The organism is Peribacillus sp. FSL M8-0224 (genome assembly GCF_038003055.1).
In the GTDB taxonomy this organism is placed as follows: domain Bacteria; phylum Bacillota; class Bacilli; order Bacillales; family DSM-1321; genus Peribacillus; species Peribacillus frigoritolerans.
The window spans coordinates 5,731,751-5,755,137 of record NZ_JBBOOJ010000001.1; the positions used below are offsets into that span (position 1 = coordinate 5,731,751).

Consider the following 23,387-nt stretch of genomic DNA (forward strand, 5'->3'; position numbering starts at 1 on the left):
TCTAAGGGGAAATATCAGTGTGATCGGACTTATATTACTCATGACTGTTTCCTTTTGCTATGCAATGTTTCAAGGCGGTTTTGTCAGTTGGTTCATTTTTTATTCATTTTTGCCGTTTTCTGTGTACGCTTTGATCCTGCTGTTTTATCCGCTGCATGATTTTACCGTTGAGAGAAAGGTCAATAAAAGGGAATGCCAGGCTGGTGAATCTGTTGAGATAGCATTGACGTTTACGCGTGAAAACCGGCTGCCCCTATTATTTATGGTGGTAGAGGAGGAATTTCCTCAGCAGATGGAAGATAGGGGACTACAAAGGAAAATAATTATCTTTCCGGGATTCAAGCGTACCTTCAGCATGTCATATACCTTGGAAAACTTGCAGCGGGGAGAGCATTCGTTTCAATCGATCCGCTTTTGGATTGGGGACTTTTTCGGGCTGGTCGAAAAGGAAGCGATATATAGTTCACCTTTGAAAATAACCGTTTTTCCTCGTTATCACGAGCTTGCCTACAGTGATCTTGATCGAGTGTTCAATCAGGGGGCAGTGGTTTCAACAAAAAAAACACAACGGGAACATTCAGTGGTCTCCGGTGTAAGGGAATATCAGCCAGGCGATCAATTGTCTTGGATTAACTGGAAGGCGACTGCCAGGACGAGTGAAATCATGACGAAGGAATTCGAGGTGCAGAAAAACCGGGATGTATTCATCATGCTTGATGAAAAGCCTTCTGATTTATTCGAAGAATCCATTGAAATGGCAGCTTCCATTGCCCATGCCATGTTAAAGAAAGGCATGGAAATTGGGTATGTGAGTATGGGGTCGAGGTTAATCATACCGGCAGCAGCAGGCAACAAACAGAAACGAAAGATTTTTTACCGGCTTGCTAAAGAAGAGCCGGGTGTTGTAAACGCATTGAACGAAAATGTCCGGAAGGGAATTCTTCCGGCAAACGCTGCTGTGATATTCATCGTTTCAGACTTAACCTTAGAAAAGGTGGACTTATTGAGTGCTTTCCGGCCTAATCAGGGATTGATGTTATGCGTGAAGAAACAGGCAGATCTTACTGATGAGGAAAGGTTTTCAATGTCTACAGCTGTTTCGAGGGGGATAAAGATTAGCTTTTTGGAACATGGTCATCTAAAGTTTGACAGATCGGAGGTGATGGTGAAATGAATGTCACTACCGAAAAATTGGAAAGGTTCATGCACGTCCTCATGTATGTATTTGGTTTGTTGTTGATTACTGAATGGTTAAGGCCTGTCGATAGACTTACCGATACAGGTAATATCATCATTTTTATCTTATTTTTGTTCTACTCCCTGCTACTGCATTATTTCCGCATACATTGGTCGATCCGATTTATTCTCATTAGTGCTTATATAATGATTTCATTACAGTTCCTCCATTCAAAAGAGGCTTTATATCAATTGTCATGGCTGAAAGGGTTTCTAGCAGATTTTAAGGGCAATCTTGGTTTTATATGTGATGGGAATTGGGAGTTGATCACAAATCCATTTCGAACGTTTCTATTTTTTGTCCTTCTTTGGCTTGTGACATATTTGATCCATTACTGGGTGATGGTGAGGCAAAGCATCTTTTTCTTTTTTATGTTAACGGTGATTTTTATATCTGTACTCGATACATTCACTCCTTATGCGGGGGATAGGGCAATGATAAGAATCATCATCATCGGGTTTTTGATGCTCGGCTTGCTTTCCCTACTGCGGCTAACGATACAGGAGAGGATTAAGTTCCCGATGGCTTCCATCAATAAGTGGATCTTGATGCTGACCGGCATGATATTGGTAAGTGTCCTTGTCGGTTTCGCTGCCCCAAAGCTCTCTCCGCAGTGGCCGGACCCGGTGCCTTATATTACTTCCTATTCTGATAAAGCTGTGAAAGAAGACGGTGATTCGAAGCGTAAAAGTGTCGGATATGATGAAGACGATTCGGATCTTGGCGGTTCGATAGAGCCGGATAGTTCCATCGTTTTTTATAATAATGCTCCTGCAGGACATTACTGGAAAGTCGAGAACAAGAATGTTTATACCGGTAAAGGGTGGGTTTCCAAACCGGAAACGGAATTTCACACTTTTTCCAACGGGCAGGATATGGCAACTTTAGATATTTACGACGTTCCTGAATGGGTGAGGACTGAAGAAATGACGGCAAAAGTATCCATGACGGAATCATATTCGCATATCCTTCATCCGCAGTCCGGGTATGTAAAAAAGATCGAGGGCAAAAACGGGCAGGATTTCAAATATTATCAGGAGAGGGACAAATTTATTTCCGAACAGGGTAATGGCGAACGACTTTCCATGAAAGAGTATGAACTGGTTTATGATATGCCAAGTTTTGATATAGCCGAGTTAAGGAAGGTGACGGAACCCGACGATTCCATGGATTTATTAATGGAAAAAAACACTCAGCTTCCAGAGGGATTGCCAAACCGGATATTTGAATTGGCCTCCCGGCTTACAAGGAATGAAACGAATTGGTACGATAAAGCAAAAGCCATTGAGGATTATTTTGACGGAGCTGAATTCATTTATTCCAAGGACGATATTCCGTATCCAGAGAGCAATCAAGATTATGTCGATCAATTTTTATTCGAGACACAGATAGGGTATTGCGATAATTTTTCAACTGCCATGGTCGTTTTACTAAGGGCCGCCAATATACCTGCAAGGTGGGTAAAGGGCTATACCGAAGGGGAAAAATCCATCCTTGATGGCGAATCCGTTTATAAAGTGACCAATAATAATGCACATTCCTGGGTCGAGGTTTATTTTTCAGGGATAGGCTGGATTCCCTTCGAGCCGACTAAGGGTTTCAATGGGGAAGTTGAATTTTACGATTCGGAATTGAAACAGGAAGCAATCAAGAAACCTGAAGAAACTCCGACTAATGAAGAGCAAACAAAGAAAGAGACCAGGGAACGCCAGGATACACCAGATAGGGAAACTCAATCCTCCGTGAAAACGGGTTTTGGGAACATAAAAGGGTTCTTAAAATGGTCTGCAATCACATTATCAGGTGGATTGATTTTTGCTTCTATCGGTTATTTCCTCAGAAGGAAGTGGATTCCTCATCTGCAGATTCTTCGTTATAGAAAGAAAACCGATGCTCATTTCTCGACAGCTTATTTAATATTATTGAAACAATTAAAACGGGCTGGTTTAGTTCGGCCGGAGGGGCAAACCTTAAGGGAGTACGCCGCCTATGTGGATGCAGTGTACGCTACAGATGAGATGAGTGAATTGACGGCTGGATACGAGTTAATGATATATCGTGGAGACGCGGAAGATGGGGAATGGAAACACTTTCAAAAGGGTTGGGAAAGCTTAATGAGAAAAACTAGCTCTTGACCAGGTTTTTATTATATTGATACAATAACAAAAACTAACTTAAACTAATATATCCTTCATATATCCTCGATAATATGGATCGAAAGTTTCTACCGAATCACCGTAAATGATTTGACTATGAAGGCGGATTTTAACAGGAAAGCTGAAAATCTGCCTTCGTCTGTACTTTTTCTGTATTTTTGAGGGTGGGTTTTTAGTTTTTCTTTTTTTATGATAATATTTTTTATAAGAATTATCACTCGATTTTATGAGTGAATTACATTGATAGAGGTGACGTTTGTGCCGGGGAAAACAGAATTGCAAAAAAACCAGGAAATGATCGTAGTACTTGATTTCGGAAGCCAATATAATCAATTGATCACTCGTCGTATCCGTGAATTTGGTGTGTACAGTGAGCTTCATCCTCATACAATTACTGCAGAAGAAATTGAGAAAATGAACCCAACGGGAATCATCTTCTCAGGGGGCCCGAACAGTGTTTATGATGCAAATGCATTTGGTTGTGATGAACGCATATTCGAAATGGGTCTTCCGATTTTCGGTATTTGTTATGGCATGCAGCTTATGACCAAACATTTTGGCGGTAAGGTGGAGCCAGCGAAGAACCGTGAATACGGAAAAGCGACACTTGCCATCCAAAATGAGTCCAAGTTATTCAGTGACCTGCCAAAAGAACAAATCGTCTGGATGAGCCATGGTGATTTAGTGGTGGAAACGCCTGAAGGTTTCCAAATAGATGGGACGAACCCGTCTTGCCCAATTTCGGCTATGAGTGACGAGTCTCGTAAATTGTATGCTGTGCAATTCCATCCAGAAGTCCGTCATTCCGTATACGGTAATGACATTTTGAAAAATTTCGTATTCGGCGTTTGTGGCTGTAAAGGTGACTGGTCAATGGAGAACTTCATTGAAATCGAGATGGAGAAAATCCGCCAAACGGTCGGAGATAAAAAAGTGTTATGCGCATTGAGCGGCGGGGTGGATTCATCCGTTGTTGCTGTATTGATCCATAAAGCGATTGGCGATCAGCTGACATGTATTTTCGTTGATCATGGATTACTTCGTAAAGGGGAAGCCGAAGGTGTAATGGAAACATTCAGGGAAGGTTTCAATATGAACGTAATCAAGGTCGATGCAAAAGAACGTTTCCTATCGAAGCTTGCTGGCGTTTCAGATCCTGAACAAAAACGGAAAATCATCGGTAACGAGTTCATCTACGTATTCGATGACGAAGCAACGAAGCTCGAAGGAATTGATTTCCTTGCACAGGGTACACTTTACACAGACATTATTGAAAGTGGTACGGCCACTGCACAAACAATTAAATCACATCACAACGTTGGCGGTCTGCCGGAAGATATGCAATTTAAATTGATTGAGCCTTTGAACACACTATTCAAGGATGAAGTGCGTGCACTTGGAAGTGAAATGGGCATCCCGGACGAAATCGTTTGGCGTCAACCATTCCCTGGTCCAGGTTTAGGTATTCGTGTATTAGGCGAAATTTCAGATGAAAAACTAGAAATCGTTCGTGAGTCTGACCATATTTTACGTGAAGAAATTAGAAAAAATGGTTTGGAACGCGAAATTTGGCAGTACTTTACGGTGCTTCCTAACATTCGTAGCGTAGGGGTAATGGGCGATGCACGTACGTATGACTATACAATCGGAATCCGTGCGGTTACGTCCATTGACGGAATGACATCCGATTGGGCAAGAATCCCATGGGATGTACTTGAAATCATCTCAACGAGAATCGTTAATGAAGTAAACCATGTAAACCGTGTCGTTTATGACATTACGTCTAAGCCGCCTGCAACGATCGAGTGGGAATAGTAGATTAAAACCATCCAATCAGTGAAGGAATTAACCTTCACTGATTTTTTTTGTTAAAATAGTATTTGAATATGTAGATTCCTTACATTTTACGTATGTTGGGGAAGATATAGCCTGAATAATTAAGGAATATATAGCGAAACGCGAACATTGCCTAAAATTACATAAAAAATATTCGTTCGGTATATTGACGATTATTTTGGTGACTGATACACTATACCTATAATAATAAAAAAACATAATTGTCGTATAATATTGGGGATATGGCCCAAAAGTTTCTACCAAGCTGCCGTGAACGGCTTGACTACGATGTGGAAGGATTGGCGTGTATAAATAAACCGCCACTTCTTTACATGACCGCAGTCAAGCCCCGTTCGTAAGCGAATGGGGCATTTTCTGTTGGCACGATTTTATGATGGGGGAGACTCATAATGAAAAATTATTTTCGGTTTAACGAGCTGGGAACTAATTATCGCCGTGAAATACTTGGTGGACTAACTACTTTCCTTTCAATGGCATATATCCTGGTTGTAAACCCTGTAATGCTGACTTTACAAAGCATCGAGGACTATCCGGATGAATTAAGAATGGACTACGGAGCGGTTTTTGCCGCAACCGCATTGTCAGCCGCAATCGGCTCGATATTAATGGGACTCATAGCCAGATATCCAATCTCGCTCGCGCCGGGTATGGGATTGAATGCTTTCTTCGCTTTTACCGTTGTGCTTGGCTTTGGAATTCCTTGGCAGACGGCTTTAACAGGAGTATTGATTTCAGGTATTATCTTCGTTTTACTTTCCCTATCGGGAATACGTGAAAAAATCATTAATGCAATTCCAGTCGAATTGAAATACGCAGTTGGAGCCGGTATCGGTTTATTCATTACTTTTGTAGGGTTTCAGAATGCTGGTATCATCACGAATGATGACAGCGTTCTTGTCGGACTGGGCGATTTGACATCAGGAAATACTTTATTGGCTGTGTTTGGAATTGTCGTAACCGTCATTTTGATGACGAGAGGCGTCAAAAGCGGCGTGTTCATAGGAATGGTCATTACAGCCATTGCAGGAATGATCTTTGGACAAGTTCCGGTGCCGGACAAAATAATCGGTGCCGTTCCTAGCATAGCGCCTACATTCGGGGTTGCGTTCGATGCCTTTGGAAATCCCGGTGATCTCTTCACTGGTCAAATGTTAATCGTGATACTGACTTTCTTGTTCGTAGCATTCTTTGATACAGCCGGTACGCTGGTGGCTGTCGCGCAACAAGCTGGATTGATGAAGGATAATGTTCTTCCTAGAGTGGGTAAAGGATTGCTTGCAGATTCATTATCCATCGTTTCAGGTGCGATTCTTGGTACATCCACCACGACATCTTATGTAGAGTCCACATCAGGTGTTGCTGCTGGTGCTCGAAGCGGTTTTGCGGCTGTAGTGACAGGGTTGCTGTTTGTCCTATCCCTTTTCTTCTTCCCGCTTCTATCAGTGGTGACATCTGCTGTGACTGCGCCGGCATTGGTTATAGTCGGAGTATTAATGGCATCATCACTTAAAAATATTGACTGGCAAAAGTTTGAAATTGCGGTTCCGGCCTTCTTTACGGTCATCATGATGCCTATGACATATTCAATTGCAACAGGTATAGCTTGCGGATTCATCTTCTATCCAATCACTATGTCGATGAAAGGAAGAGCAAAAGAGGTTCATCCGATCATGTGGGGTCTTGGAGTCGTCTTCCTGCTATATTTCATTTTCTTGAAGTAATAATGCAAGTAAGTAAGGAGAGTCCTGATTTCGGGGCTCTTCTTTCATGTTGTAAGAGAAAGCTCATATCGTGTATAGTAATAGTACTAAGTACTAAGTACTTTATCCTGTATGGGGCATAGGGATGACTTTGAGAAAAAAAGAGGGAGAAAAATGAATGGTTTTATCGTTGAAAAGGTTTTGAACAATAATGTGGTGATTGCCACGCATCCGTCGTATGGAGAAGTCGTTACTATTGGAAAGGGCTTAGGCTTCAACCGAAAGAAAGGCGAAGAGTTGAGTCCGGAACTAGCGGAGAAAACGTTTGTCCTGAAAAATGTTAAGGAACAGGAAAGTTACAAAAAACTCTTGCCGCAAATCGACCAAAATCTTCAAGCAGCCATTATAGAATCCATTCATCTCATTAATGACCGGGTAACCGGAAAGCTAAATGAACATATACATGTCGGTTTAACAGATCATTTATTGTTCGCCCTTCAGCGTGTTTCACAAGGAATGACTATCAAAAACCCATTCTTGAAAGAAACGATAACCCTTTATCCTTTTGAACATGATATTGCTGTCGATGTAGTAGAATTAATTCAAGATAAGACAGGCATAGGCCTGCCCCAAGGGGAAATCGGTTTTATTACGCTTCATATTCATAGCGCAATATCAAATAAAGACTTATCGGAAGTCAATCAGCATTCGCAGTTAATCTATCACCTTATCCAAGTTGTTGAAGAACAGCTCAATGTGAAAATTAATAAGGATAGCATAGACTATTCACGTTTGGTCCGTCATTTAAGATTCATGATAGACAGGGTGCTTGCTGGGGAAAAAGTAGAGGAACCTGAAAAAATAGCAATGCTATTGAAAGAAGAATATCCTTTGTGTTACAATATCTCTTGGAAGCTAATAAAAATTATGCAGCAGAAATTAGGCAAGCCGGTTTGTGATGCGGAAGCTGTCTATCTAACGATGCATATCCAACGATTACAAAAGAAAATTAAATAAACATACATTAACTTACGTGTTACTGATTCGATCAGGCATAAGTGAGGAGAATGATTGTTATGAAAGAGGGTATTATATACCTGAATTTTCATTTCAATCCTATCTTTGCTTATGCCTTTTTTGTATTTGAATTCTGATGCGTGGGAAGATGAATACCATCGTAAATGTAACCGTTTTATTAGCATGGAAAAACAGTAAAGAGGAGGAAAACCTATGTTTAAGAAGTTGTTTGGTGTTTTGCAAAAAATCGGTAAAGCTTTGATGCTTCCTGTAGCCATTTTACCAGCGGCCGGAATTTTGCTTGCGTTTGGTAATGCATTGCAAAACGAAACTTTGTTGGATATCGCCCCGTTTCTTGCGAGTGGCGGAGTGGAAATGGTCGCATCGGTAATGGAGAATGCCGGAAATATTATTTTTGGGAATCTTCCCTTGTTGTTTGCTGTGGGGGTCGCAATTGGGTTAGCTGGTGGAGATGGTGTTGCCGGCCTTGCCGCGATTATCGGTTTCTTGATTATGAATGTAACGATGGGAACTGTTCTTGGCATTGACGCTGCCGACATTGAGAATAATAGTGCGGTGTATACCAATGTTCTGGGAATCCCGACGTTGGGAACAGGTGTGTTCGGCGGTATTATCGTCGGTGTCATGGCTGCTGTTATGTATAATAAGTTTTATGAAATTGAACTGCCATCTTATTTAGGATTCTTTGCAGGTAAACGTTTTGTACCCATTGTAACAGCTGCAAGCGCAGTTATTCTTGGGTTGCTGATGATTTTGATTTGGCCGACGATTCAATCGGGGTTAAATTCATTTTCCGAAAATATGTTGGGTGCTAACCTTACCCTTGGAGCTTTCGTGTTTGGGGTTGTAGAACGTGCGCTGATTCCTTTTGGATTGCATCATATCTTCTATTCTCCATTCTGGTTCGAATTTGGGAGCTATATCCCTCAAGGAGGGGGAACGCCAGTCAGAGGAGACCAGGCCATCTTCATGGCACAAATTAAAGATGGCGTACAGAATTTAACGGCCGGTACCTTCATGACTGGTAAATATCCATTCATGATGTTCGGGTTACCAGCTGCAGCTTTGGCCATTTATCATGAAGCAAGACCGGAAAGAAAGAAAATAGTCGGGGGATTGATGGCTTCTGCAGCACTTACATCATTCTTGACTGGGATTACTGAGCCACTTGAATTTGCATTCTTATTTGTTGCACCGGTACTTTTCGGGATTCACTGTCTGTTTGCCGGTCTATCATTCATGACCATGCATTTACTGGACGTGAAAATCGGGATGACGTTCTCGGGTGGTTTGATCGATTACGTACTGTTTGGTTTAATCAATCCGCAAACCAATGCATGGATTGTTATTCCGGTTGGTTTAGTCCTTGCGGTTATCTATTACTTTGGATTCCGATTTGCAATAAGGAAGTTTAACCTTAAAACTCCTGGTCGTGAAGTGGAAGAGGATGAGGAAGCGGAAGGATCTACAAGTTCTGCTGGAAGTCTTCCTGGGGATATCTTGGATGCCATGGGCGGAAAAGAAAACATCTCTCACTTGGATGCCTGCATCACCCGTCTTCGTGTATCGGTCAATGACATCGGTAACGTTGATAAAAATAGGCTGAAGAAACTTGGTGCCGCTGGAGTTCTGGAAGTGGGCAATAACATCCAGGCTATCTTCGGACCTCGTTCAGAAACGATCAAGGGGCAAATGAAAGATATCATTGATGGAAAAAGGCCTCGTAAAGTAGAAGCGTCTCCTGAAGTAGGTGTGGAAAAGCAAATCGAGGATGTGGTCCCGAAACCTTTACGGACGGATGAAGTTTCCGAGCGCTTTGTTTCTCCTATTAAAGGGGAATTAAAACCGATCACGGAAGTGCCTGATGCAGTTTTTGCTGAAAAAATGATGGGCGATGGATTTGCAATTGTACCCGAGGATGGGTTGGTTGTTTCTCCTGTGGACGGTACGATCGTTAATTTATTCCCGACTAAACATGCAATAGGTATCGTTTCCGAAGCTGGACGTGAAATCTTGATTCATGTCGGGATCGATACAGTTAAGTTGGAAGGCAAAGGTTTCGAAGCACTTGTCGCTCAAGGAGATAAAGTGACAAGCGGGCAGCCATTGCTTAAAGTTGATATAGAGTATGTCAAAAACAATGCTAGCTCTATCATTACGCCAATCGTCTTTACTAACCTTTCTGAAGGTGAAAGCGTCAAGATTGAAAAGGCCGGAAATGTAGATAGGGAAGAAGCGGACGTAATCTCCATCAATAAATAATCATTAATAAATAACGGGAGGGTGGCTATAATCAGCTGCCCTCCTGTTTTTTTGATGATTCTTTGGCATGGACCGGCTTTTATAGAAAGAAAGTGGTTCAGTGAAAAAAATTAAGTTAATTTTAAAAGATTAAATTGACTTATCTATATGCAAGTGCTAGTATATTAAATACACCGCTTGAGACAAACAAGACAAACAAGTAAATGATAACTTGTTGTTGACTTTGTGTTTGGAGGATGTTATACTAATAAAGTCGCTAAACGAAGCGATGGAAAATATTGCTCTTTGAAAACTGAACAAAACAAAGCGCGCCAACGTTAAATTTTAAGTGAGCACACACTATCAAAAAAGCAAATGAGCAAGTCAAACATTTCTTCGGAGAGTTTGATCCTGGCTCAGGACGAACGCTGGCGGCGTGCCTAATACATGCAAGTCGAGCGAATCGATGGGAGCTTGCTCCCTGAGATTAGCGGCGGACGGGTGAGTAACACGTGGGCAACCTGCCTATAAGACTGGGATAACTTCGGGAAACCGGAGCTAATACCGGATACGTTCTTTTCTCGCATGAGAGAAGATGGAAAGACGGTTTACGCTGTCACTTATAGATGGGCCCGCGGCGCATTAGCTAGTTGGTGAGGTAATGGCTCACCAAGGCGACGATGCGTAGCCGACCTGAGAGGGTGATCGGCCACACTGGGACTGAGACACGGCCCAGACTCCTACGGGAGGCAGCAGTAGGGAATCTTCCGCAATGGACGAAAGTCTGACGGAGCAACGCCGCGTGAACGAAGAAGGCCTTCGGGTCGTAAAGTTCTGTTGTTAGGGAAGAACAAGTACCAGAGTAACTGCTGGTACCTTGACGGTACCTAACCAGAAAGCCACGGCTAACTACGTGCCAGCAGCCGCGGTAATACGTAGGTGGCAAGCGTTGTCCGGAATTATTGGGCGTAAAGCGCGCGCAGGTGGTTCCTTAAGTCTGATGTGAAAGCCCACGGCTCAACCGTGGAGGGTCATTGGAAACTGGGGAACTTGAGTGCAGAAGAGGAAAGTGGAATTCCAAGTGTAGCGGTGAAATGCGTAGAGATTTGGAGGAACACCAGTGGCGAAGGCGACTTTCTGGTCTGTAACTGACACTGAGGCGCGAAAGCGTGGGGAGCAAACAGGATTAGATACCCTGGTAGTCCACGCCGTAAACGATGAGTGCTAAGTGTTAGAGGGTTTCCGCCCTTTAGTGCTGCAGCTAACGCATTAAGCACTCCGCCTGGGGAGTACGGCCGCAAGGCTGAAACTCAAAGGAATTGACGGGGGCCCGCACAAGCGGTGGAGCATGTGGTTTAATTCGAAGCAACGCGAAGAACCTTACCAGGTCTTGACATCCTCTGACAACCCTAGAGATAGGGCTTTCCCCTTCGGGGGACAGAGTGACAGGTGGTGCATGGTTGTCGTCAGCTCGTGTCGTGAGATGTTGGGTTAAGTCCCGCAACGAGCGCAACCCTTGATCTTAGTTGCCAGCATTCAGTTGGGCACTCTAAGGTGACTGCCGGTGACAAACCGGAGGAAGGTGGGGATGACGTCAAATCATCATGCCCCTTATGACCTGGGCTACACACGTGCTACAATGGATGGTACAAAGGGCTGCAAACCTGCGAAGGTAAGCGAATCCCATAAAGCCATTCTCAGTTCGGATTGCAGGCTGCAACTCGCCTGCATGAAGCCGGAATCGCTAGTAATCGCGGATCAGCATGCCGCGGTGAATACGTTCCCGGGCCTTGTACACACCGCCCGTCACACCACGAGAGTTTGTAACACCCGAAGTCGGTGAGGTAACCTTCATGGAGCCAGCCGCCTAAGGTGGGACAGATGATTGGGGTGAAGTCGTAACAAGGTAGCCGTATCGGAAGGTGCGGCTGGATCACCTCCTTTCTAAGGATAATTACGAGAGCGCTTTTGTTTTGTTCAGTTTTGAATGAGTAATTCATTCAAATAGGAAAGACAGTCATCACGATGTGATGGATTCTTTCTGCTTTGTTCCTTGAAAACTAGATAATAGATAGAAGGCAATTAATTTTTTTCAAAGCATCTGTAAGATCTTTTTTAACGGTTAAGTTAGAAAGGGCGCACGGTGGATGCCTTGGCACTAGGAGCCGATGAAGGACGGGACTAACACCGATATGCTTCGGGGAGCTGTAAGTAAGCTTTGATCCGGAGATTTCCGAATGGGGAAACCCACTGTTCGTAATGGAACAGTATCTTTACCTGAATACATAGGGTACTGAAGGCAGACCCGGGGAACTGAAACATCTAAGTACCCGGAGGAAGAGAAAGCAAACGCGATTTCCTGAGTAGCGGCGAGCGAAACGGAATTAGCCCAAACCAAGAGGCTTGCCTCTTGGGGTTGTAGGACACTCAACATGGAGTTACAAAGGAACGGGGTAAATGAAGCGACCTGGAAAGGTCCGTCGAAGAAGGTAAAAACCCTGTAGTTGAAACTTCGTTCCCTCCTGAGTGGATCCTGAGTACGGCGGGACACGAGAAATCCCGTCGGAAGCAGGGAGGACCATCTCCCAAGGCTAAATACTCCCTAGTGACCGATAGTGAACCAGTACCGTGAGGGAAAGGTGAAAAGCACCCCGGAAGGGGAGTGAAATAGATCCTGAAACCGTGTGCCTACAAGTAGTCAAAGCCCGTTAATGGGTAATGGCGTGCCTTTTGTAGAATGAACCGGCGAGTTACGATTTCATGCGAGGTTAAGTTGATGAGACGGAGCCGCAGCGAAAGCGAGTCTGAATAGGGCGAATGAGTATGAGGTCGTAGACCCGAAACCAGGTGATCTACCCATGTCCAGGGTGAAGTTCAGGTAACACTGAATGGAGGCCCGAACCCACGCACGTTGAAAAGTGCGGGGATGAGGTGTGGGTAGCGGAGAAATTCCAATCGAACCTGGAGATAGCTGGTTCTCTCCGAAATAGCTTTAGGGCTAGCCTCAAGATGAGAGTATTGGAGGTAGAGCACTGATTGGACTAGGGGCCCCCAACGGGTTACCGAATTCAGTCAAACTCCGAATGCCAAATACTTATTCTTGGGAGTCAGACTGCGAGTGATAAGATCCGTAGTCGAAAGGGAAACAGCCCAGACCACCAGCTAAGGTCCCAAAGTATACGTTAAGTGGAAAAGGATGTGGAGTTGCTTAGACAACCAGGATGTTGGCTTAGAAGCAGCCACCATTTAAAGAGTGCGTAATAGCTCACTGGTCGAGTGACTCCGCGCCGAAAATGTACCGGGGCTAAACGTATCACCGAAGCTGTGGATTGACACCGTATGGTGTCGATGGTAGGAGAGCGTTCTAAGGGCGTTGAAGTCAGACCGGAAGGACTGGTGGAGCGCTTAGAAGTGAGAATGCCGGTATGAGTAGCGAAAGAAGGGTGAGAATCCCTTCCACCGAATGCCTAAGGTTTCCTGAGGAAGGCTCGTCCGCTCAGGGTTAGTCGGGACCTAAGCCGAGGCCGAAAGGCGTAGGCGATGGACAACAGGTTGATATTCCTGTACCACCTATACATCGTTTGAACGATGGGGGGACGCAGAAGGATAGGGTAAGCGCGCTGTTGGATATGCGCGTCCAAGCAGTTAGGCCGGAAACGAGGCAAATCCCGTTTCCATTAAGGCGGAGCTGTGATGGCGAGGGAAATATAGTACCGAAGTTCCTGATTCCACGCTGCCAAGAAAAGCCTCTAGTGAGATGTAAGGTGCCCGTACCGCAAACCGACACAGGTAGGCGAGGAGAGAATCCTAAGGTGTGCGAGAGAACTCTCGTTAAGGAACTCGGCAAAATGACCCCGTAACTTCGGGAGAAGGGGTGCTTTTTAGGGTGAATAGCCCAGAAAAGCCGCAGTGAATAGGCCCAGGCGACTGTTTAGCAAAAACACAGGTCTCTGCGAAGCCGCAAGGCGAAGTATAGGGGCTGACACCTGCCCGGTGCTGGAAGGTTAAGGGGAGAGGTTAGCGCAAGCGAAGCTTTGAACCGAAGCCCCAGTAAACGGCGGCCGTAACTATAACGGTCCTAAGGTAGCGAAATTCCTTGTCGGGTAAGTTCCGACCCGCACGAAAGGTGTAACGATCTGGGCACTGTCTCAACGAGAGACTCGGTGAAATTATAGTACCTGTGAAGATGCAGGTTACCCGCGACAGGACGGAAAGACCCCGTGGAGCTTTACTGCAGCCTGATATTGAATTTTGGTACAGCTTGTACAGGATAGGTAGGAGCCTGAGAAGCCGGAGCGCCAGCTTCGGTGGAGGCGTTGGTGGGATACTACCCTGGCTGTATTGAAATTCTAACCCGCGCCCCTTATCGGGGTGGGAGACAGTGTCAGGTGGGCAGTTTGACTGGGGCGGTCGCCTCCTAAAGAGTAACGGAGGCGCCCAAAGGTTCCCTCAGAATGGTTGGAAATCATTCGTAGAGTGTAAAGGCACAAGGGAGCTTGACTGCGAGACCTACAAGTCGAGCAGGGACGAAAGTCGGGCTTAGTGATCCGGTGGTTCCGCATGGAAGGGCCATCGCTCAACGGATAAAAGCTACCCCGGGGATAACAGGCTTATCTCCCCCAAGAGTCCACATCGACGGGGAGGTTTGGCACCTCGATGTCGGCTCATCGCATCCTGGGGCTGTAGTCGGTCCCAAGGGTTGGGCTGTTCGCCCATTAAAGCGGTACGCGAGCTGGGTTCAGAACGTCGTGAGACAGTTCGGTCCCTATCCGTCGCGGGCGCAGGAAATTTGAGAGGAGCTGTCCTTAGTACGAGAGGACCGGGATGGACGCACCGCTGGTGTACCAGTTGTCTTGCCAAAGGCATAGCTGGGTAGCTACGTGCGGACGGGATAAGTGCTGAAAGCATCTAAGCATGAAGCCCCCCTCAAGATGAGATTTCCCATGGCGCAAGCTAGTAAGATCCCTGAAAGATGATCAGGTTGATAGGTCAGAGGTGGAAGCATGGTGACATGTGGAGCTGACTGATACTAATAGATCGAGGACTTAACCAACGCTTTTAAAAAAATGAAATACCTTCTTATTATCTAGTTTTGAAGGAACAACGTTCCTTTTATGTTTGGTGGCGATAGCGAAGAGGTCACACCCGTTCCCATTCCGAACACGGCAGTTAAGCTCTTCAGCGCCGATGGTAGTTGGGGGTTTCCCCCTGTGAGAGTAGGACGCCGCCAAGCCATTTAAAAAGATCAGCCATCCGGCTGGTCTTTTTTTGCGTTAAGAAGAAATTATGAAGCCCTGTTATATATATAGAAGCTGTTACCTCACCATTGAAAGGGGCTGAAATCGAAAATTATTCATCCTTTTAAATTCAACCCGTTTCGACTATCGTAACTTAGGATATAAGCGAGATATTAGTACCATCTGCTTAGACATTGGGTTATTAAAATTGATTGCAAATAACTGGATAATTGGATTTAAATAAGCAGCAGTACATATATTTTAGCTAAAAAGAAATTAATTCAGAAACTGGTAACTAAAAATGAGGGAAATATCAACATAGAAGGAAGCCCTCATAAAGGATAAAATAATTGGTGCCTCTGCAAATAAAAGGTATTCTTCCAACTTGTATGAACACTAATAAATACAAGGCAGGGCTGAACTTTTAAGGTAAATGAGATCCAAAATGAGACCTTCGGAATTTAAAAATAATGAGTATGAGGAATTGCTCTATAGTCATTAAGGACCGCTTCATGAGTTTGACACAATTAAATTAGCGCAGTATAATAATCCAGTAGAACGATATACTAAATAAATTTAACTAATTAGCGGTAGCATAAGTGTTTTATCAATACTTTTCTAATCGTTTAAAATTTAGTAGAACGATATACCTCTTAGGTAGAACGATATACTAATAATAAGCACGATTAGTAGAACGATATACTAGTAATGCGCAAGTTGGTAGAACGATGTACTAACTTAGCCGGTTAATCTATGAAGTTTATTGTTTTATTTAGTACGTCATTATTTTTCTTAAATTTATGGTATGGGGCAAGGGGGCAACATCTGAAAGGCTTAAGAATCAAATTGCATTTCGATAACTTTTTAAATAGGGGTGTGTTTCATGAAAAATCCATTTATAAAAATGGCCACAGGTTTATATATTAGCTATTTTATTTTAGGCATGATCAATATAATCATTGGATCAAATATGGAAAACTTGTCAAACCAATTAAATACTAGTGCCTCAGGGATAAGTTACTTGGTCTCTGCCATAGGAATCGGTAAGCTAGTTTCTTTGTTTTTCGCCGGTAGACTGTCGGATAAATTAGGAAGGAAACCATTTGTTGTTTCAGCATCTTTTATCTACCTGATCTTCCTTATAGGCATACCATTGGCTCCTAACTATACATTGGCATTTATATTTGCTGTATGTGCCGGTATTGCCAATTCATTTTTGGATGCAGGTACGTACCCAGCACTTATTGAGGCTTTTCAAAAGAAAGCTGGTTCCGCTACCGTATTAGTAAAAGCGTTCGTTTCAATCGGTGCCGCACTTCTTCCATTTATCATGGCGTTCTTTATAGCTAGAGATATGTTTTACGGGTATACATTCTTCTTAATGGCTGCTGTATATCTTGTTAATGGGTTTTTCCTGCTTAAGGTTTCATTCCCGGATCATAAAGCCCAAAGCCAAACTCAGAATGATAAACAAGCTGTGCCGGTTCAACAGCAATTCCTCTCAAAACCAAAGTTTGCTCAGGAAGGTTTGGCCGTCATACTATTAGGCTTCACATCAACTGCTTTATTCATGTTGGTTCAAGTCTGGCTCCCGAACTTCGGACAAGATGTATTGGGGCTAACCCAAGCTAAGGCTGTTCAATTGCTTAGTTACTATAGCATTGGCTCCCTTGTTTCTGTCATTTTACTAGCTGTTCTATTGAATAAAGTAATTAAGCCCATTACCGTCATGATTATCTATCCGGTCATTGCGGCATTATCTTTATTGTCACTCATCTACATCCAGCAACCATTTATAACCGTTTTGAGCGCTTTCTTCATAGGGCTTTCAACTGCAGGGGTATTCCAATTAGCCATGACAATAATCACGGAATTCTTCCCTGCCAATAAAGGTACGATCACCTCATATGTAAACATTGCAGGTAGTTCAGCCTTTATCATCATACCATTCATTACTGGTATCATTTCTAAGAGTGCTGGGTTAACAGCGGTCTTCTTGTTTGATGTGGCAATTGCGGCAGTTAGTATTTTATTGGCCGTATTCGTTGCCTATCGATACAAAAAGGTAATTAAAGTTTCCAATTAAACGGTCTAACCGAACATCAGTGGGGGATGAACCCCACTGATGATAATGATAAAAGGGGGATACATCATGCAAACTATCACGATCAAAGATGTAACGATCGGAGAAGGGGTTCCAAAGATCATCGTTCCACTAATGGGGACAACGAAAGAAGAACTACTTAAAGAAGTTGAAACGGTAAATGCACTACGGCCGGATATCATTGAATGGCGAGTAGATGTCTTTGAACAAGTCGAAAGCTTAGAAGCCGTTTCGGATATGATTACAAAAATTAGAAATGCGGTTCCCAGTACTTTGCTGCTTTTCACTTTTAGAAGCCATAAAGAAGGCGGAAACAAGGAAATCAGCGATGATTATTATTTCCAACTTCTTCATACAGCAATTAAAACGAAGAATATTGATCTTGTCGATGTGGAGTTGTTTTTTGAGGAATCAACAGTGAAGGAGACTGTGAAGGTAGCTGAGGAAAATGGGGTATACGTTGTGATGTGTAACCATGATTTCGATAAGACACCAGCAAAGGAAGAAATCATTTACCGATTGCGTAAGATGCAGGAATTTGGCGCCCATATTCCCAAAATCGCTGTAATGCCCCAAACAGTAGGTGACTTACTCGTATTACTAGACGCAACTTACACGATGAAAACAAAGTATGCCGATCGCCCATTCATTACGATGTCAATGTCGGGTACAGGCCTGGTCAGTCGATTATCAGGTGCGGTGTTTGGATCTGCTTGTACATTCGGTGCCGGAAAAGAAGCATCTGCACCAGGACAAATTCCTGTTACACAATTAAGGAATGTATTGGAAATCATTGATCAAAATATTTAATTCATAATTCCTTCCAAGAAGGAATTTATATAAAGTTTAAAAAATCAGGGGGAATAGAACATGGAAAATCTAGGACGAATCAATGGGAAAACAGAATTAGTAGGATTGCTGGCAACACCTATCGGACATTCATTATCACCTGCCATGCATAATTTAGCTTTCGATAAATTAGGCTTGAATTGCGCCTATTTAGCATTTGAGGTTGGAAATGAAGAGCTGGAAGATGCAGTCAAAGGGATGCGTGCATTAAATGTAAAAGGATTTAACGTATCCATGCCTAATAAAATGAAGATCCTTCCATATCTTGATGAATTGGCGGACAGTGCTAAATTTTCAGGAGCCGTTAATACAGTTGTCAATGTCGATGGAAAGTTCGTAGGGCACAGCACTGATGGAATGGGATATACCCGGAACCTAAAAGAACATGGTATTGATATTAAAGGCAAGAAAATGACTCTTATCGGTTCTGGTGGGGCTGCTACCCCAATTGCCATTCAATCTGCGCTGGAAGGTGTGGCGGAAATCAGCATTTTTGCTCGTGATGATGCATTCTTCCCGCAAGCAGAAGAGAATGTACGAATCATCAATGAGGATATGAAGCATTTAAATGTGAAAGCCAATGTATACCCTCTTGAAAATGTTGAACAATTAAAGGCTGAAATCGCAACTAGTGATATTTTGGCAAATGGAACCGGCGTTGGCATGAAACCACTTGAAGGCTTAAGTGTCATTCAAGACGAATCAATGCTGCGTTCTGATTTAATTGTAACCGATGTTGTTTACATCCCACGAAAATCTAAACTAATGGAACAAGCTGAAGCTGTAGGTGCTACCGCTATTAATGGTCTTGGGATGATGCTTTGGCAAGGTGCACTAGCCTTTGAATTATGGACAGGTCAACAAATGCCTGTTGATTTCATCAAAGAGCAATTATTTGCAGAATAAAATGATTCCACTCTGGAGATTGTTCTCCAAATAGAGGTTTTTTTCATACTCGATGTGCATCATTTGATTAAAAAAATTGGGTGCACCAAACCTCGGAGCTAAGAAATTCAGGGAGTGAAATCCCTTGTTTTTCTTAGCGTTTTTTTTTGAAAAGTGGTTTTCATGTAAATGGATAACATAAAGGGGAGACTTTAATGTAATTACATTGTGCATTAAGGTGTTATATGGGAGTAACACAACGTGATTTATTATAGGGGTGTAATAATGAAAAATCAGTATTTTAAAGCGGCATCTGGCATGTATATTAACTATTTTCTGCTGGGGATGGTTAATATAATTCTCGCCTCAAACATGCCCTCTTTAACAGAACAATGGGATACGGACTCTACTGGCATTAGTTATCTTATTGCAGCAATAGGAATAGGCAGATTACTCACGTATGGTTTCTCGGGAGTATTATCAGATAAATTTGGAAGAAAACCATTAATCATGGTCTCTTCGGTTATAATGGGCGTTTTTTTAATTGGGATTCCATTTTCCCCCACATATGAAATAGCGTTTGTATTTGCCTTACTTGCGGGAATTTCCAACTCAGCCATGGATGCTGGTACATATCCGGCGCTAACTGAAATGTTTCCTGAATCTGCTGGTTCCGCGAGTGTTATGGTTAAGGCTTTTGGTTCGCTGGGTGCTACAATCCTGCCATTCATCATCTTGTTTCTTACTACGAACCAATTATTTTACGGGTTTGCATTTTTAGTACCGGCTGTCATCTATTTCATGAATATGTTTTTGGTGTTGTCCGCTTCATTTCCAAGCAAATCCGAAGCTGTCAGTAAAGAAGAGGATTTTCATAGTAACAGGTTCATAACGGAACCTAAATTTTGGAGCGAAGGAGTCGCACTAATCATAATTGGGTTTACATCAACTGCGTTATTTACAGTTTCGCAAATCTGGTTACCGAGTTTCGGCCAGGAAGTCGCAGGGATGCAATCTTCAAGTGCAATTAAATTATTGAGCTATTATAGTGTGGGTTCACTTATTTCCGTCCTGCTATTATCCATCTTATTAAACAAATGGATTAAGCCCGTGACGGTGATATTGCTTTATCCAATGATTACTTTACTTACGGTAATCATCATATTAACGATTCATTCACCTATTGTCTTAAGTATTAGCTCCTTTTTCCTTGGAGCCTCGACAGCTGGGATCTTTCAATTAACCATTGCAATAATGACTGAACTTTTCTGGAGAAAAAAGGGAACTGTAACAGGGATCGTTGCGACGGCATCCAGTTTGGCGAGCGTCATTTTACCAATTGCAACGGGCTTGATCGCTAAGAGTGGGGATATATCGCATATATTTCTTTTTGATTGCTTTATTGCTACTATAGGAATCCTGGCTGCAGCTTTTGTAAATTACCGGTATAAGAAATTGACACAGCACCAGACCATATTTAACCATGGCTGAAAATATTGAATGATTTACTTAAAACTCCATCTTCCGGAACTAGGATGGTGTTTTTTTTTGGACTAATGAATAGTGGATATAGATGTTTTGGCGTGATTAAAGATCGTTGAGAATCCCATGTTCCAAAAGCAAGGGTGTAATAATGACAGTAACTATATTATTATAGAAAGAACATGATAATAATAAGTACATCAAAAATACATTCAAGATGGTGATTGAACTATGAAACAATCCAAAAAAGGGCGGGTCACACTGCAACAGGTAGCGAAACATGCTGGGGTATCTACCTCCACTGCTTCCCTTATCGTTCGCAATAACCCTCGAATATCGGAAGCGACGCGAAAAAAAGTATTAAAATCGATGCATGAATTGGGTTATGTGTACGATAGAATTGCAGCAAACCTAAGGTCGCAGAGTTCTGATACTGTAGGAATCATTATTACCGACATATCAAATACCTTTTTTTCTGAATTCCTGATAGGCGTTCACGATGCATTGGATGAGGTCGGGTATACAGTGTTGCTGGGGACTACATTCGACTCGGTTGCCAAGCAAGATCATCTCCTTTCAACCATGATGGAACACAGGGTGGGTGGCCTGATTCTTTGTCCTGTCTCTGAAAGCTCACAAGAAACAATTGAACGGTTAAATGAAATTGACACGCCGATGGTGCTTGCTGTCAGGGAACTGCCTGGAGTGAATAGCGACTATGTAGGCATAGACTATCCAGAAGGAGCCAGGATCGCTGTTGATCATCTCCTTGGAAAGGGGCATAAAAGAATTGCGCTCCTTGGTGGCATAAAGGAATCTTCTACTTGGATCGAGAGAATGGAGGGATACCGTGAAGCTCTTTCAAGAGCGGGATTGGAAGTGGATGAATCGTTGGTGATAGATAGTGCCCCTACACGGGAGGGAGGGCTTGAGGCTGTTTTGAAAGTACTTGAGAATCCTAATCCGCCTACCGCGATTTTTTGCTTTAGCGACTTAATTGCCTTTGGTGTTATGCAAGGATTAATGATGAAAGGAATTACTCCTGGAAAAGATATGGATATCGTTGGGTTCGATAACGTTCCAGTCGCAGAAATCTATCACCCTCCGCTAACGACCATTTCCTCATTCCCTAGACGTATTGGGAAAGAGGCAGCGAATCTCCTGTATCAGCAAATGGATAAAATAGAACGTGAACAACAGCGAATCATATTGAATCCAGAACTGATTATTAGAGAGTCTTCCTAAAAAAGAAAAATAAAAAGGTGATTAGTTCACAGGAGGTTAGGTACCGCTGTGCCCTTTTCATCTTTTCTATTATTCTTTTATTGGGAACATTGATTACATATCAAAAAGGTTTGCCTTACTTAAGCGGTTCATAAATATCCCAGGCGACTTTCAATGAATCGACTATAAAGTCTGCCACCTCATCAACATCTAGATCATTGGTATTCACTTTTGAATGATGATAGGAGTATATCTCCTGTCTCGTGTAAAAGAGTTCTTCGATTTCCTCAAGGGACCGGCTTTGTAAAACGGGTCTACTATCAATAAGCAAGCCTATTCTCTCTTTCCAGTATTCCCAAGATAAGTCCAGGTAAAAGACAATGCAATTGGATAAACAGATATTCCGTATATCCTCTTGTAAAAATGCCCCGCCTCCAACTGAAATGATTTTCAATTGTTGTTGACTAAGGCTTTCAATCACACTTTTTTCTTTTTCGCGAAAAGCTTTTTCCCCAAACTTCTTGAAGATTTCCGTAGTGGGCATATTGAATTCCTTTTCAATTTCTTGATCTATATCAATAAAGTCCCTATATAATTTCCTGGCTACTTTCTGTCCGATCGTCGTCTTTCCTACCCCCATAAAGCCAATAAAAACGATACTTTGCATCCTCAAAGATGTGTTTTTATTAATCATTTATAAATCCCTCTCCCAACTATTTTTTATAATGATTAAAAGTCTCTCCTGAAATTTTTAAAATATATTTATTATAGTACAAGAAAGTAAAATTGTAAAAAAATTTTTTAATATTTGGACAATGGAACCCTGTGCTTTAGCGGTTTAATGTTTAATAACTCTACCCGGAAGGAGCAATCAGGTTTCAGTATTCGATTTATGCATCTAATTATTCTTTTCCTCATCTATCCAGGTTGTTATTGGCATTACCTATCAATTGCATGGTTTATGGATTTTTCCAAAGGCATTACTTAGTTGAAGGGGAAGCGGTAGTTCAAATGGATGGGATAAATGATTTTCCTGGTTTATATGTTTTAAGAGGAAGCCAAGGTGTGACAGGCACATTTATTCCTTCATATAAGTGATTAATTCATTTAAAAAGAAAATGTATGAAATGGGTTGACTTAATGGTGGGAAAGGATTAATATAAATAAGCACCAACTAAGACAAACGCAAAACTTCATCGCTTTTGGCAGGTTGCTGAAAGAAATAATAACTATTGACTTCTTACTATGAAAATGATAAGATGAAATGGTCGCTGAAAAACACAGCGATTTAAAATAAGTTAAAAACTTCGCAGAAGTTGACAACTAATCAATAAGGTGTTATGATGAATAAACAGCCGTTCGAAAGAACGATTGTGG

At 42.6% G+C, this 23,387-nt stretch carries 12 protein-coding genes, 3 rRNA genes and 2 riboswitches; of the genes, 14 read left to right on the top strand and 1 reads right to left on the bottom strand.

Annotation, left to right across the window (positions count from 1 at the left end):
• The first annotated feature begins 19 nt into the window (after positions 1-19).
• The 14 genes from MKX49_RS27920 (at position 20) to MKX49_RS27985 (ending at position 22,031) form a co-directional block, all read left to right on the top strand.
• Entirely contained in the window at positions 20-1,174 is a 1,155-nt protein-coding gene (locus MKX49_RS27920) for a DUF58 domain-containing protein (RefSeq protein ID WP_340878419.1), read from the top strand.
• Entirely contained in the window at positions 1,171-3,372 is a 2,202-nt protein-coding gene (locus MKX49_RS27925) for a DUF4129 domain-containing transglutaminase family protein (RefSeq protein ID WP_340878420.1), read from the top strand. The genes MKX49_RS27920 and MKX49_RS27925 overlap by 4 nt, the downstream gene beginning before the upstream one ends.
• A gap of 36 nt (positions 3,373-3,408) precedes the next feature.
• Positions 3,409-3,510, top strand: a riboswitch (purine riboswitch).
• A gap of 141 nt (positions 3,511-3,651) precedes the next feature.
• Positions 3,652-5,208 carry a glutamine-hydrolyzing GMP synthase gene (guaA, locus tag MKX49_RS27930; protein WP_048689550.1) on the top strand — a complete coding sequence of 519 codons (1,557 nt, stop codon included), beginning with the start codon at positions 3,652-3,654 and terminating at the stop codon, positions 5,206-5,208.
• Between the two features lie 225 nt (positions 5,209-5,433).
• A riboswitch (purine riboswitch) is annotated at positions 5,434-5,535 on the top strand.
• A gap of 104 nt (positions 5,536-5,639) precedes the next feature.
• Complete coding sequence (locus tag MKX49_RS27935) at positions 5,640-6,971, top strand: NCS2 family permease (protein WP_034306155.1); 1,332 nt, start codon at positions 5,640-5,642, stop codon at positions 6,969-6,971.
• Positions 6,972-7,124: 153 nt separating this feature from the next.
• Positions 7,125-7,967, top strand: coding sequence for a glucose PTS transporter transcription antiterminator GlcT (gene glcT / locus MKX49_RS27940; RefSeq protein ID WP_034306152.1), 843 nt, complete (start codon positions 7,125-7,127; stop codon positions 7,965-7,967).
• Positions 7,968-8,180: 213 nt separating this feature from the next.
• On the top strand, positions 8,181-10,250 hold the full coding sequence (ptsG, locus tag MKX49_RS27945) for a glucose-specific PTS transporter subunit IIBC (protein ID WP_340878422.1): 2,070 nt from the start codon (positions 8,181-8,183) through the stop codon (positions 10,248-10,250).
• A gap of 372 nt (positions 10,251-10,622) precedes the next feature.
• A 16S ribosomal RNA gene (locus MKX49_RS27950) occupies positions 10,623-12,173 on the top strand.
• A gap of 176 nt (positions 12,174-12,349) precedes the next feature.
• Positions 12,350-15,282, top strand: a 23S ribosomal RNA gene (locus MKX49_RS27955).
• Between the two features lie 64 nt (positions 15,283-15,346).
• Positions 15,347-15,462, top strand: a 5S ribosomal RNA gene (rrf, locus tag MKX49_RS27960).
• Together the 16S, 23S and 5S rRNA genes form the textbook arrangement of a ribosomal RNA operon.
• Before the next feature lie 887 nt (positions 15,463-16,349).
• Positions 16,350-17,552 (top strand): MFS transporter, encoded by a 1,203-nt coding sequence (locus MKX49_RS27965; RefSeq protein WP_072274060.1) that lies wholly within the window; start codon positions 16,350-16,352, stop codon positions 17,550-17,552.
• 66 nt (positions 17,553-17,618) lie between these two features.
• Positions 17,619-18,380 (top strand): type I 3-dehydroquinate dehydratase, encoded by a 762-nt coding sequence (gene aroD, locus MKX49_RS27970; protein ID WP_340878423.1) that lies wholly within the window; start codon positions 17,619-17,621, stop codon positions 18,378-18,380.
• 60 nt (positions 18,381-18,440) lie between these two features.
• Complete coding sequence (aroE, locus tag MKX49_RS27975; RefSeq protein WP_340878424.1) at positions 18,441-19,325, top strand: shikimate dehydrogenase; 885 nt, start codon at positions 18,441-18,443, stop codon at positions 19,323-19,325.
• 264 nt (positions 19,326-19,589) lie between these two features.
• Positions 19,590-20,795: an MFS transporter gene (locus MKX49_RS27980; protein ID WP_340878425.1), complete on the top strand. Its 1,206-nt coding sequence runs from the start codon at positions 19,590-19,592 to the stop codon at positions 20,793-20,795.
• A gap of 222 nt (positions 20,796-21,017) precedes the next feature.
• Positions 21,018-22,031, top strand: coding sequence for a LacI family DNA-binding transcriptional regulator (locus MKX49_RS27985; RefSeq protein ID WP_340878427.1), 1,014 nt, complete (start codon positions 21,018-21,020; stop codon positions 22,029-22,031).
• Positions 22,032-22,146: 115 nt separating this feature from the next.
• Here MKX49_RS27985 and MKX49_RS27990 read toward each other — a convergent pair whose 3' ends face one another.
• On the bottom strand, positions 22,147-22,704 hold the full coding sequence (locus MKX49_RS27990) for a shikimate kinase (RefSeq protein WP_053533572.1): 558 nt from the start codon (positions 22,702-22,704) through the stop codon (positions 22,147-22,149).
• Positions 22,705-23,387 lie beyond the last annotated feature (683 nt).

Coding starts and splice junctions, on each gene's coding strand:
- MKX49_RS27925 (WP_340878420.1), top strand. CDS start 1,171: ATGAATGTCACTACCGAAAAATTGGAAAGGTTCATGCACGTCCTCATG.
- MKX49_RS27935 (WP_034306155.1), top strand. CDS start 5,640: ATGAAAAATTATTTTCGGTTTAACGAGCTGGGAACTAATTATCGCCGT.
- glcT (WP_034306152.1), top strand. CDS start 7,125: ATGAATGGTTTTATCGTTGAAAAGGTTTTGAACAATAATGTGGTGATT.
- ptsG (WP_340878422.1), top strand. CDS start 8,181: ATGTTTAAGAAGTTGTTTGGTGTTTTGCAAAAAATCGGTAAAGCTTTG.
- MKX49_RS27965 (WP_072274060.1), top strand. CDS start 16,350: ATGAAAAATCCATTTATAAAAATGGCCACAGGTTTATATATTAGCTAT.
- aroD (WP_340878423.1), top strand. CDS start 17,619: ATGCAAACTATCACGATCAAAGATGTAACGATCGGAGAAGGGGTTCCA.
- aroE (WP_340878424.1), top strand. CDS start 18,441: ATGGAAAATCTAGGACGAATCAATGGGAAAACAGAATTAGTAGGATTG.
- MKX49_RS27980 (WP_340878425.1), top strand. CDS start 19,590: ATGAAAAATCAGTATTTTAAAGCGGCATCTGGCATGTATATTAACTAT.
- MKX49_RS27985 (WP_340878427.1), top strand. CDS start 21,018: ATGAAACAATCCAAAAAAGGGCGGGTCACACTGCAACAGGTAGCGAAA.
- MKX49_RS27990 (WP_053533572.1), bottom strand. CDS start 22,704: ATGATTAATAAAAACACATCTTTGAGGATGCAAAGTATCGTTTTTATT.